Annotated in this window: 10 protein-coding genes; 3 read left to right on the top strand and 7 right to left on the bottom strand. The window is 46.8% G+C overall.

The features are described 5' to 3' along the window. Nucleotides 1-148: 148 nt before the first annotated feature. Together QZ323_RS13555 and QZ323_RS13550 are read right to left on the bottom strand one after the other, a co-directional pair. Complete coding sequence (locus QZ323_RS13555; RefSeq protein WP_294635240.1) at nucleotides 149-850, bottom strand: Crp/Fnr family transcriptional regulator; 702 nt, start codon at nucleotides 848-850, stop codon at nucleotides 149-151. Between the two features lie 354 nt (nucleotides 851-1,204). Next, nucleotides 1,205-3,394, bottom strand: coding sequence for a glutamine synthetase III (locus QZ323_RS13550; protein ID WP_294635239.1), 2,190 nt, complete (start codon nucleotides 3,392-3,394; stop codon nucleotides 1,205-1,207). A 433-nt stretch (nucleotides 3,395-3,827) separates the two neighbouring features. On the opposite strand from QZ323_RS13550, the gene QZ323_RS13545 reads away from it, so the two are divergent. Continuing rightward, nucleotides 3,828-5,981 carry a DUF5686 family protein gene (locus QZ323_RS13545; protein ID WP_294635238.1) on the top strand — a complete coding sequence of 718 codons (2,154 nt, stop codon included), beginning with the start codon at nucleotides 3,828-3,830 and terminating at the stop codon, nucleotides 5,979-5,981. A gap of 102 nt (nucleotides 5,982-6,083) precedes the next feature. On the opposite strand, the gene eno is transcribed toward QZ323_RS13545, so the two are convergent. The 3 genes from eno to crcB all read right to left on the bottom strand — a co-directional run bounded on the left by eno (nucleotide 6,084) and on the right by crcB (nucleotide 8,561). After that, a complete protein-coding gene (eno, locus tag QZ323_RS13540) occupies nucleotides 6,084-7,376 on the bottom strand; it encodes a phosphopyruvate hydratase (protein ID WP_294635237.1) in 1,293 nt (430 codons plus the stop codon). A gap of 81 nt (nucleotides 7,377-7,457) precedes the next feature. Next, nucleotides 7,458-8,147, bottom strand: a complete 690-nt coding sequence (locus tag QZ323_RS13535) for a pentapeptide repeat-containing protein (RefSeq protein WP_294635236.1) — start codon at nucleotides 8,145-8,147, stop codon at nucleotides 7,458-7,460. Nucleotides 8,148-8,180: 33 nt separating this feature from the next. Next, entirely contained in the window at nucleotides 8,181-8,561 is a 381-nt protein-coding gene (crcB, locus tag QZ323_RS13530; RefSeq protein WP_294635235.1) for a fluoride efflux transporter CrcB, read from the bottom strand. A 656-nt stretch (nucleotides 8,562-9,217) separates the two neighbouring features. Between crcB and QZ323_RS13525 the strand changes: the two genes are divergently transcribed. Then, nucleotides 9,218-11,380, top strand: a complete 2,163-nt coding sequence (locus QZ323_RS13525; RefSeq protein WP_294635234.1) for a glycoside hydrolase family 97 protein — start codon at nucleotides 9,218-9,220, stop codon at nucleotides 11,378-11,380. Nucleotides 11,381-11,527: 147 nt separating this feature from the next. On the opposite strand, the gene QZ323_RS13520 is transcribed toward QZ323_RS13525, so the two are convergent. Together QZ323_RS13520 and QZ323_RS13515 are read right to left on the bottom strand one after the other, a co-directional pair. Then, entirely contained in the window at nucleotides 11,528-11,623 is a 96-nt protein-coding gene (locus QZ323_RS13520) for a smalltalk protein (protein ID WP_294635233.1), read from the bottom strand. A 70-nt stretch (nucleotides 11,624-11,693) separates the two neighbouring features. Further along, nucleotides 11,694-12,224, bottom strand: a complete 531-nt coding sequence (locus QZ323_RS13515) for an HU family DNA-binding protein (protein WP_294635232.1) — start codon at nucleotides 12,222-12,224, stop codon at nucleotides 11,694-11,696. A gap of 240 nt (nucleotides 12,225-12,464) precedes the next feature. Between QZ323_RS13515 and QZ323_RS13510 the strand changes: the two genes are divergently transcribed. Continuing rightward, entirely contained in the window at nucleotides 12,465-12,701 is a 237-nt protein-coding gene (locus tag QZ323_RS13510; RefSeq protein WP_294635231.1) for a DUF4248 domain-containing protein, read from the top strand. Nucleotides 12,702-12,914: the final 213 nt, after the last annotated feature.

Below are 12,914 nucleotides of genomic sequence, written 5' to 3'. Positions count from 1 at the left end.
CGGATACGGAAACCTCTTTAGAAAAAGATTTCAGTCATTTTTAAACAGGCTCTTAGAGACCGATGTCTTTTTTTAGGAGTTAGGAGGAGTGGCAACTCCCGATAACTCCTTTTCTTCTTATTTTATTTTTCTTCGATTTTATTTTTTCTTATCCTATTTTACTTATTTTCTTCAGCTTTTCTTCGTCGATGATCTTAATCTTCCGTCCGTCGATGGTGATCAATCGTTCTGTAGCAAACTGCGACAAGGTACGAATGGCATTGGAGGTAGTCATGTTAGACAGGTTTGCCAAATCCTCGCGTGAAAGGTAGATGCTGAGGGTAGAGCCGTCTTCTTCCAGTCCGTAACTTTCTTTGAGAAAAAGAAGAGATTCGGCCAATCTTCCGCGGATATGTTTTTGTGTCAAGTTGACAGTGCGTTCATCCGCAACGCCCAAGTCAATGGACAGTTGTTTGATGAAGAACAGGGCAAGATTATTGTTTTGCGCTACCAAGGTAGTGATTGCACTCATGGGTATCAGACAAATCAGTGAAGGCTCGAAAGCAGCAGCGGCAGTGACATAGTCTTCTTTAGCAAAGTAGGCGCGATAACCAAAGTATTCAACGGGTTTAATCATTCGGATAATCTGACTTCTTCCTCCGACCCCGTCTTTATAGATTTTGACTTTTCCACTTAAGAGGCACATTAGGTATTTAGGAGTTTCTCCTTCGCAATGAATGACTTCATTTTTCTTATAATTCTGGAGTGTGAATTGGTTTGCAAGAAACTCCCGTTGTTCTTCATTCAGGGGCTCCCACATGTCGGCTATCAACTCCGGAACGTTCACATTTGACAAATTCATTTTTACCATGTCTGCTGCAAAACTGTGTTATACAGCACAAATGTAAAAAGAAAAAATTAAATATTGAACAAACGGACGGAAAAGATGTGCTTTAGACCAGGAAAATGATGATTTGGACAACTCTTCTCCATATCGGTGAGTGTGTCAAAAAAACGATATTTACCACAGATTATTTGAGCAGTTACAGATTGCCCGGCTTGATTATTAACGGTTTAAAAAATATTTGTATCAATTTGAGCAATCTATGGGGGATTATAATACCTCCTGATCCCATAGAGAAAGGATTTTGAAGCAACTTTTTCGGATTCTCCAAAAAACTTCAGTCCTTTCTCTGTGGATAGGAGTTGGGTAGAAAGGCTGTTTTTATTTAGTGAACAGCAGCTCCCTGTATTTCGGCAACGGCCATATTTCGTCATCAATTTCCATTTCAAGATGATCGATATGTTCGCGGATTTTCTCCAGATAGGGGCGTACGGTTTCTTCGTATGCGAAAGCCTTGTTTTTGTAGCAGTCCATGTGGTTGGCTACTTTGCGGGCTTCCGTCATTTCACGTACCAACACTTTGATGGCAGTCACTCGTTGGGATATTTCACGAATCAGCTCTTTGCGGTCTGCGCTCAAGATTTCGTATTCTTCGGGCGAAAAGACCTCTTTGAGCCCACGCAGATTTTCCAGTAGACGGTTTTGATAGCTGACGGCAGTGGGGACGATGTGGTTGATGGCCAAATCGCCCAACACGCGGCTTTCTATCTGCACTTTCATAGTGTACTTTTCCAGTTCCACTTCCAGGCGGCAGGCGAGTTCGACATCATTGAAAATACGTTCTCCTATCAGGACGGAGCGGGATTGGTCGTCCGTGTAGTGCATCAAGGCTTCAGGAACATGGCAGATATTGGTCAGCCCGCGGCGTGCGGCTTCCTGTTTCCATTGCTCCGAGTAGCCGTCACCTTCGAAGCGAATGGCTTCGGAAGCGATGATAGTCTCTTTCAGTACACGGAAAATAGCTTCGTCTTTACCGATTCCCTCTTCCATCAGTTTGTCGACGGATGCCTTGAACTCGTTCAGCTGATTGGCCATTGCAGCATTGATGGCAATCATGGCAGCAGCACAGTTGGAAGAAGAACCGGCAGCACGGAATTCGAAGCGGTTTCCGGTGAAAGCAAACGGAGAAGTACGGTTACGGTCGGTCGTGTCGAGCAGGATTTCCGGAATTCGTCCGATTCCCAGTTTGAGGGTTGTCTTTTCTTCGGCAGTCATCTTTTCGTTACCTACTTGGCGTACGATATCATCCAGAATAGAGGAGAGCTGTCTACCCAGGAAGATGGATAGAATGGCAGGAGGTGCTTCGTTGGCTCCCAAGCGATGGCTGTTGCCTGCACTCATGATGGAAGCACGCAGCAGGTTCTGGTTCTTGTAGACCATCATCAGCACATTCACCAGGAAAGTGAGGAAGAGCATGTTTCCCTTCGGGTTCTTGCCGGGGGCGAAAAGATTGATGCCTGTGTCGGTGCAGAGCGACCAGTTGTTATGTTTTCCTGAGCCGTTGACTCCATTATAAGGCTTTTCATGCAGCAATACAGCGAACTTGTGTTTACGGGCTATGCGCTTCATTAAGTCCATGACCAGCTGGTTGTGGTCGTTGGCGAGGTTGACATTTTCGAAGATGGGAGCCAGTTCGAACTGGTTTGGAGCCACTTCGTTGTGGCGTGTCTTCACGGGGATTCCCAATTTGTGGCATTCTATCTCCAGTTCTTTCATGAAAGCCGTCACGCGTGGGGGGATGGAGCCGAAGTAGTGGTCTTCCAGTTGCTGGTCTTTGGCAGACGAGTGTCCCATGAGCGTACGTCCTGTCAGGCATAAGTCGGGGCGGGCATTGTAGAGGGCGGAGTCGACCAGGAAATATTCCTGTTCCCAACCTAAGTTGGCGAACACACGAGTTACATTCTTGTCGAATAGCTGGCAGACGTCTGTAGCAGCTTTGTCTACGGCAGCAAGGGCTTTCAGCAAAGGCATTTTGTAGTCGAGTGCTTCGCCGGTGTAAGAGATGAAAATGGTGGGAATACACAGTGTAGTATCCACGACGAAAGCGGGAGACGAAACATCCCATGCCGTATATCCACGGGCTTCAAAGGTGTTTCGGATACCTCCATTGGGGAAAGAAGATGCATCCGGTTCTTGCTGTATGAGCAACTTGCCGGAGAAGCGTTCGATTATGTTGGAGTCTTCTCCGAACTCAATGAAACCATCATGCTTTTCAGCTGTACCGTCTGTCAGGGGTTGAAACCAGTGGGTGTAGTGCGTCACATTGAGTGATTTGGCCCAGCTTTTCATACCGTTTGCAATTAGGTCAGCCACTTCACGATTGATCGGAGTCCCTTTTTCAATGGCATCTGTTACAGCTTTGTAGGCTTCACGGGGCAGGTATTCCTGCATTTTTTTACGGTCGAATACATGACTTCCGTAATAGTCGGATAGTTTGTTTGAAGGAGTGTTGACTTCAAGAGGGTGTCGGTTGGCAAGCTCTTGTAAAGCATAAAATCTCATTTTTGACATATTCGTCTTCCTTTTTTGGTTGTTGGGCGCAAAATTATATGTTTTTTCTGAAAGTACCCCTATAATTTAGGGGGTATTCTTGTGAAATTAGATATTTTTTTGCTTGTAACCCCTGTTTTTTTATTCTCTTCCCGGAAAAATTATAAGTTCATCAAACTAACCAATTCATCAAGCTATCGGCTTTTAACCTTTAAGGAGGCGAGGAGAAGTGATAACTCCTTTTCGTTTTTTCTAACTCCCGATATCTCCTTAACGAAGGTATTATGATATTCCCTCGTTAGCTATAAAAAAAGAGGCATTTCATCGTTTTATAACCTTTTTGTGTATATTTGTCCCTGTATATTTGGAGGTAATAGGATTGAGATACATTATATATATAGTAGTTTTGTTATGTTTAGGGCTTTCTGTATCTTTGGAGGCGCATGAGTCTTCTATGCCTTTTCCGAAAAATGTGAAGTCGGTCTCGGCAGACTCTATCATGAAGAAGGTTATCTTTTTTGCTCCGTTTTACGAAACGATTACTGATGATTATAAAGCGGAACTTTATATCAAGGGAAAAGTGAACGTGCGTAAGAAAAATCATATACTTCGTTTTGTGCCTACGATGTTTCGCATCCGAAAAGGGGTGAGAGAATACTTGATGGAGACTTATAGCGATTTGCATTTTACTGCTCCTGATATTTACGATCAGAAAGTAAAAGCCAGTGCCGGTACCTCCTCCGAGTTTTGGGAGTTGGATGGGCGTTTGCCGGAGTATTTTCATGTCAATGTCTATTCTCCCACTTTATTAAGTGATAAACTTCTTTCACCTTTGGCTCCGAATGCGCTGAAATATTACTCTTATCATATAGACTCCGTGATGGGAGAGATGCACAATTTGCGTTACAAAATCAGCTTCAAGCCGAAAAGTAAAAGTTTTCAGTTGGTCAGTGGATATGTTGTTGTCAGCGAAGATGTCTGGAGTGTGCGTGAGATGCATTTTGTGGGGCGTTCCGAAATGTTGCGCTTCAATAATATGATACGTATGGGAGATGTGGGTGAGACTAATGAATTCTTGCCTGTACATTATGACGTGGATGCCACTTTCCGTTTTCTGGGAAATGTGGTTGACGCCGAATATGTTGCCGTCCTTGATTACCAATCAATCACGCAGAAAGATATTTCCAAGCAGGAACGGAAAAAGCAGAAAAATAAGTATGACTTGTCGGAATCTTATACTCTACGTACAGATACCAATGCCAATAGGACAGATAGTGCGTATTTTGAAAGTCTGCGTCCCATTCCTTTGTCTTCTCAAGAACGGGAGTTGTATCAGGATTTTTTTCTGCATAAAGACACTTTGGGTCGTTATAAGAAGCCAAAGAACAAGAATCTGGAATTTTGGGGACAGATTGGTGATGCGCTGATCAGCCGTTATACGGTGAATCTTTCTAAAGTAGGGAGTGTGCGTTGCTCGCCATTGATCAATCCTTTCTTGTTGAGTTATAGTGGAAACAATGGTTTCTCTTACCGTCAGGAGTTTAAGTATAACCGTTTCTTTACGGGTGACCGTTTGCTACGCATTGTTCCCAGGTTGGGTTACAACTTTAAGCATAAGGAATTTTATTGGTCTGTCAGGTCCGATTTGGATTATTGGCCTCGTAAGCGTGCTGCGTTCCACGTGAATATAGGTAATGGGCATCGTATCTACAGTAGCCGTATGCTGAATGAATTGAAGAGTATGCCCGATAGTGTTTTCGATTTCGACCGGGTGTATCTGGACTATTTCAACGACTTGTATCTGGATGTGCGCCATAGTTGGGAGATCGTGAATGGTTTGTCACTGGATCTCGGCATTTTGTTGCATAAGCGTACGGAGGCGAATCGCATGATGTACGTTACAACAAAGTCGTCCCGGAATGCGGAAGAGGAAAACGGTTCTGCTACGATTCCTCCGGCATGGGAAGAGAAGTTGCGCCATTCGTATAACAGTTTTGCGCCGCGTGTCCGCCTGACGTGGACGCCAGGACAGTATTACTATATGAATGGAGATCGCAAAGTGAATCTGCATTCCAAGTATCCCAGCCTTTCTGTGGACTGGGAACGCGGTATTGGCGGGGTGTTTAAGAGCTCCAGTACGTATGAACGTATTGAAGTTGATATTCAGCATACTATTCCTTTGGGATTGATGCGTGATTTTTACCTTCGGTTCGGGTGGGGGGCTTTTACCAACCAGCGGGATGTTTATTTTGTGGATTTTGCCAACTTTACCCGTTCTAATCTTCCCGTTGGCTGGAATGATGAAATTGGGGGCGTTTTTCAGTTGCTTGATGGACGCTGGTATAATTCTTCACGCAAATATCTCCGTGCCCATCTCACTTATGAGGCTCCGTTTCTGCTGTTGCGCCATCTGTCTAAATATACACAACATGTATTGAATGAACGTCTGTATATGAATGCTTTGATCGTACCGCACTTGAACCCTTATATAGAGGTCGGGTATGGTATCGGTACGAATATTTTTGATTTCGGAGTTTTTGCCGGTTTTGCTAATTGGAAGTTTCAGGAAATCGGGTGCAAATTTACATTCGAGTTGTTCAATAGATAATTGTTTGTTTTCCATCCCTAAAATTATCGGAAGTCACAGAAGTTATCGGTCAATAACTTCCGAATAACTTTTGTGACTTCCGATAATTTTTTAATATTCAATCTATCTGTTGTTCTCTTTGATGTAATGGTATCCATAGATTGTATTCTTTCCCAACTCCTCTTCGATGCGGAGCAGTTGATTGTATTTCGCTATGCGGTCCGAGCGGCTCAGTGAACCGGTCTTGATTTGTCCGCTGTTGGTGGCTACGGCGATGTCGGCAATGGTGGTGTCTTCTGTTTCGCCGGAGCGATGGGAGGTGACGGTGGTATATCCGTGGCGGTGGGCCATCTCGATGGCATTCAGTGTTTCGGTGAGTGTACCGATTTGGTTGACCTTGATCAGGATGGAGTTGGCACAGCCTTTTCCGATGCCCATAGCCAGGAAGTCTACATTAGTGACGAACAGGTCGTCGCCCACCAGCTGGCAACGGTGACCGATGCGTTGGGTCAGTTTCTTCCAACCCTCCCAGTCGTTTTCGCTCATGCCGTCTTCGATAGAGTCGATGGGGTATTTGTTGATCAGTTCTTCCAGATAGTCTATCTGCTCGTCGGCGGTGCGCTTCCGGCCTTTTTCACCTTCGAACTTGGTGTAGTCGTAGATGCCGTCGCGATAGAATTCGGACGAGGCACAGTCCATGGCAATCCTGACATCCTTGCCCGGTTCGTATCCGGCCACCTTGATGGCGGCGATGATGGAGTCCAGGGCATCTTCCGTGCCCTCCAGGTCGGGAGCAAAACCGCCTTCATCACCTACGGCGGTGCTGAGGCCGCGACCTTTCAGTACTTTCTTCAGTGCGTGGAATACTTCGGCGCCCATGCGCAGCCCTTCGCGGAAGGAGTGGGCACCGACGGGGCGTATCATGAATTCCTGGAATGCAATGGGTGCGTCGCTGTGTGCGCCTCCGTTGATGATGTTCATCATCGGCACGGGCATCACGTAGGTATTTGTGCCGCCAATGTAGCGGTAGAGCGGGATGCCGAGGCAGGCTGCTGCTGCTTTGGCAACGGCGAGCGACACACCAAGAATGGCGTTTGCGCCCAGCTTGGATTTGGTTTTCGTGCCGTCCAGTGCCAGCATAGTATGGTCTATCTCCATCTGTTCGAGAGCGGACATGCCTATCAGTTCCGGGGCGATGATTTCGTTGATGTTGCTTACGGCTTTCAGTACACCTTTGCTGTCATAGCGTTTGGGGTCGCCGTCGCGCAGCTCCAGTGCCTCGTGCTCGCCGGTGGAGGCGCCCGAGGGGACGGAAGCACGGCCCATCACGCCTGATTCCAATGTTACATCTACTTCTATAGTGGGGTTTCCCCGTGAATCGAGGATTTCACGTCCGATAATCTTTTCTATTCTCATAATTCTTGTTTCTTAAGTTTGAAGATATAACAAGTGAAAAAAAGAAAAGGTTCAAAGGAATTGTTTGATTGTTGGCATTGGTTATTCTCCGGAATTCCAATCGGTATAGGTTATCTTTAGCCCCATCAGTGCCGTCAAGTCCAGCGCCTGCCGCGTATTGACAATGGCTCCGCGTAAGTCCGACAGGTTGGCACGGATGCCCTCTATGTCGGATTGACTGAGGTCGATGCTTCGGAGTGGGGTATGTGAAAACTCGCTTTCCCTTAGATTGCATTTCTCGAAGGCGATGGAGGAGAACTTGCAACTGCTGAGGTCACTGCTTTGGAGATCGCAGGCAGAGAATCGGGCTTGGGTGATTTTGCTCATACAGAGGTTGAGGTAGCGGGCGTTGCACTCTTTCAGGGTGATGTGGCTCAGTATGCATTCCGGCAGGTTGGTGCCAAGCAGCTTGCAGGATATGAACTCTACCCGGAAGAGGGAACTTTCGGCAAAGGAGAGGTTCGACAGATCGCAGTTTTCGAAACGGACATCCGTGAAGTGGGTGGATTTCAGCTTGCAACGGTCGAACCGGATGTGGCTGAAGGTGCAGTTGGTGATGCTTCGATAGGAGCAGTCGATGTCCTCTTCTTCGTGTCGGTTGAAACAGAGTCCGCGGACGGTCTCTTCGGTATCGAGCCATTCTTTCAGTGTTTTAGAACTTTCTGTTTGCCCTTCCAAGGTGGGAGGCACGATCCGTAAGGGAGGCATGGAGAAGGATTTTCCGGCTTTCATGGGTTGGATGGCTATTTATGGACTTTTATGGATTTATGAAAGGTAGCGTCCGAAAGCTCCGCCTGCAAAGACTGCGGCAATGCCGATGGCTACACTCAGCAAGGTATAGAGGAAGAATGGGGTATAGAAACCTTGTTTCAGCATCAGCAGCCCGTCGTTGCAGAAGGTGGAGAAGGTGGTAAATCCGCCGCACAGTCCGGTAGTCAGCAACAGGCGAATCTCGGCGGAGAGGTTGAAGCGTGCGGACAGGGCATAGAACAGTCCGATAAGGAAACTACCAAGCAGGTTGACGGTAAACGTAGCCCACGGGAAGGAGTGGGGGAGCATACGCTCACTTAGTGCCATCTGTATATAATAGCGGAGTGTGCTACCGGTACCGCCACCAAGGAATATGTATATTAGTGTTCGGGTCATAGGATATTTGTTCTGCATATTCAGTGGCAAAGGTAGTAAAGGGGAGTGGATTTTTTAGTAGAAATCCAGCGAATATTGACTAATATTTATATATCCTTACGTATTGGCCATGATACAGGAAGAATATTTCGTTTCTGCCGTTTCTGAGTATATGAATTTGTTGTGTAGCGATCATTTTAGTACCACTATTTAGTCTTTGTGATAATTACATTAAAATCCCGAGTTGTGCTCCTTGAATTTTGTTCAGTATTATTTTGAGCGTTCTTTCTGAATTATTTAAAGCGTTCTTTCGGGGGATGTTTTTCTGTTTTTAATAGGAGCATAGCGGGCTGTATGATGAATAAAGCAGGAAAAAAAACGAAAAGAAGCTCAAAAGAAACTGAATAAAAGACTTTTCGAAGAATATTTAAACAGGCTCTAAGCTAATGTACGAGTGAGGCGGAAAATCACAGATTGCGGTTTTTGTGTACGTAAGGCGGCATGATAAAAAGAAGATAAATATCTTCAGTATCCAACACTTAATATCTTCTTGTGCAAACGTTTGCTGACTGTTGCCCGGAAATTTCTCCCGAAAATATCGGGCAACAGTTCTTTTCCGTTTTATCTTTGCAACACGGTAAACATTATTATAAACCATTACAATTATAAACCATCACATGAGAAACATGAAAACAATCTGCACGAAACTGGCCTGCTTGTTGTTCGTCTTATTGGTGAGCGGCATGGCGAAGGCGGAGAGCATCACCTCGCCCAACGGCCAACTACAATTGAACTTTTCGGTAAATGCGCAGGGTGAGCCTGTCTACGAACTCTCCTACAAGGGAAAGCCTGTCATCAATCCCTCCAAACTGGGACTGGAACTGAAGAACGACCCGGGTCTGATGAGCGGCTTCACCCTGACAGACGTCCAAACCTCTACCTTCGATGAAACGTGGGAACCGGTGTGGGGCGAAGTGAAGCAAATTCGCAACCACTACAACGAATTGGCGGTGACGCTCAACCAAAAAGCACAGGACCGCAACATCGTCCTCCGCTTCCGACTGTTCGACGACGGTTTGGGCTTCCGCTACGAGTTCCCCTTGCAAAAGAACCTGAACTACTTCGTCATCAAGGAAGAGCACACCCAGTTTGCCATGACCGGCGACCACACTGCCTTCTGGATTCCGGGCGATTACGATACTCAGGAATACGACTACACCGAGTCCAAACTCTCCGAAATCCGTGGTCTGATGGAAGGCGCCATCACGCCCAACTCCTCGCAGACGCCTTTCTCGCCGACAGGCGTACAGACCTCCTTGCAGATGAAGACTGCCGACGGTCTCTACATCAACCTGCACGAAGCCGCCTTGGTGGATTATTCCTGCATGCACCTCAATCTGGACGACAAGAACTTCGTCTTCGAATCCTGGCTGACACCGGATGCCGTAGGCGACAAGGGTTACTTGCAGGCTCCTTGCACATCGCCCTGGCGCACGGTGATTGTCAGCGACGATGCCCGCGACATCCTTGCCTCTAAGATCACACTCAACCTGAACGAGCCTTGCGCCTACGAGGACGTATCTTGGATTAAACCCGTGAAATACGTCGGCGTATGGTGGGAGATGATTGCCGGCAAGAGCACTTGGGCATACACCGACGACCTTCCCTCCATCAAGCTGGGCGAGGTGGACTACTCCAAGATGAAGCCCAACGGCCGTCACGCCGCCAACAACGAGAATGTGAAGAAATACATTGATTTTGCCGCCGCCCACGGCTTCGACCAAGTGCTGGTAGAGGGCTGGAACGAAGGCTGGGAAGACTGGTTCGGCAAGTCCAAGGATTATGTGTTCGACTTCGTGACCCCTTATCCCGACTTCGACGTCAAGATGCTGAACGCGTATGCCAAGAGCAAGGGCGTGAAGCTGATGATGCACCACGAAACCTCCGCTTCCGTGCGGAACTACGAACGCCACATGGACAAGGCCTACCAATTTATGGTGGACAACGGCTACAACGTCGTGAAGAGCGGCTATGTGGGAAACATGATTCCCCGTGGCGAGCACCACTACGGCCAGTGGATGAACAACCACTACCTCTACGCCGTGAAGAAGGCTGCCGACTATAAGATTTGCGTCAACGGACACGAAGCTGTCCGCCCCACCGGCCTGTGCCGTACCTATCCCAACCTGATTGGTAACGAATCGGCACGCGGCACTGAGTACGAGGCATTCGGTGGCAGCAAGCCCTTCCACACCACCTTGCTCCCCTTCAATCGTCTGATTGGCGGTCCGATGGACTACACGCCGGGTATCTTCGACACGAAGCTCGACTTCATGGGCGATTTACCTCACGGACAAGTGCAGACTACGCTCTGCAAGCAGATGGCTCTCTACGTCACCCTCTATAGCCCCTTGCAGATGGCTGCCGACGTGGTGGATAATTACGAGAAGCACATGGATGCCTTCCAGTTCATCAAGGACGTAGCCGTGGATTGGGACGACAGCCGCTACATCGAAGCAGAACCGGGCGACTACATCACTGTAGCCCGTAAGGCCAAAGGAACTGATAACTGGTTTGTGGGAGGCATCACGGACGAGAACGCGCGTACCGCCAACTTCTCGCTCGACTTCCTTGAACCGGGCAAGCAATACGTGGCCACGCTCTATGCTGACGGCAAAGATGCCGACTACAAGGAGAACCCCACTTCCTATCAGATAAAGAAAGGTATCGTGACCAGCAAGACCAAGATGTCCGTGAAGGAAGCACGTAGCGGCGGTTTTGCACTGAGTCTGATAGAAGCGACTCCGGCAGACAAGAAAACGGTGAAGAAATGGAAATAAAAGTCTGTTTAATTTTTGAAGAAATTTTAAACAGGCTCTAAATTAGGGTAGAAAGATTTTTTCTATTAGGTATTAGTTGAAGAGTAAAGCCTCGCAAGAATTTGATTTCTGCGAGGCTTTCGTGTGTAATAGGCGGTTTATTCTTCGCTATTTATTCATAGCGTTGACACCGAGTGTCCCTAAAATCGCCGTTGCTACGGCAATCACCACTTTCAGGATTTTGTCCCAGACAAGTTTTTTCATACTTTTCTTCATTAAAATTTTTACTTTTAGTTTTTACAACTCTTTTATACCCGATGCGCGGGGAGCCGTTTTATCCGAATGGGTTTTCGTCCACATTTCCACTACCTTCTCCGCCTTCCGTACCGCCTGTTCCGTCTGTGTCGTCTGTGCCGCCGGTCGATCCGTTTCCACCTGCGTTTCCGTCTTTTTTGAGCAGCGCTTCCAGGTCATAGAAATCGATTTTCTGTCCGGCACGTGTTGCCGTCACATCCGGCCTGACTGTGGTCGACGGGCGGAAATTGATCTTTACCGCCTTGATGTTCTTTGCGGTACACTCTTCTACCGTTTCCGCCCCTACGGTCCGTGCGGACAGGCTGAATACGCCGAAATCCTTGATGTTGACCGACTGTCCGCTATACAGCTTGTCAATCAGCGCTTCCACAAAGTTTGTAATCACGCTTTTGATGTCTCCTAAGGTCAGCGAACTCTTTTCCTTCATCACGTATGCCACGTCTTCCAGGCTGGCATTGGCTCCTAATGTCACCAGTTGCGGATAATACTTCGCTACCGCATCTGCTTTTCGCGGGTCTTTCCGCGGAATCTTTTTGAATGGTACTCCCATAATTTGATAATTTTTTTGAGTTAAACAATAAGTCTTTTCCTTGTGGTGAACGATGTCACAATCACTTCGGACACTGCAAATATACCCTGTTCTTTTTTCGCTTCCCTTCCGTTTGACGCTATTTGCCTTTGTCTGAAAAAATGAGATAATAAATGACGTGTAATATCTCTTCTATCTCTTCTGTATGTCGTGATAAATGAGTATTTTTATAGCATATAAATAACTAAAAAATATAATCTTATGAAAGAAGAAAATTCAGAATCCAGAGTTCCTGTCCGTGCCTATACCAAGGTCGATCTTGCCCAGCTTTACAATCCGGGTGTCGGCATGTCCACCTCCCTCCAGCTTCTCCGCCGCTGGATCTATGCCAACAAGCAGTTGATGTCGGAACTGTCCGCCGTAGGCTACAACAGGAACCGCCACTCTTTTCTTCCCCTTGAGGTAAAACTTATCTTCAAGTACTTGGGGGAGCCTTGAGAAGGTTTTAAGTTTCCTCGTTCCCTGTGAAAGTTGAGCTTGTGAAATTTGAGTTGATTAGTTTGTAAAGAAAATGCCAATATATGTAACGGGTGATAAGAATATATGTAATGCCGCATTACATTACTTCTTATCACCCGTTACATATATTGTTATTCTATACCTGTTGGTTGAATTAAATTAGTGAATATTTTATCTGTCCAATCGGACGGT

The sequence above is a fragment of the uncultured Bacteroides sp. genome (assembly GCF_910585845.1).
Lineage (GTDB): Bacteria > Bacteroidota > Bacteroidia > Bacteroidales > Bacteroidaceae > Bacteroides.
The sequence above is the reverse complement of the archived record's forward strand: the minus strand, read 5'-3'. Positions and strand labels throughout refer to the sequence as shown.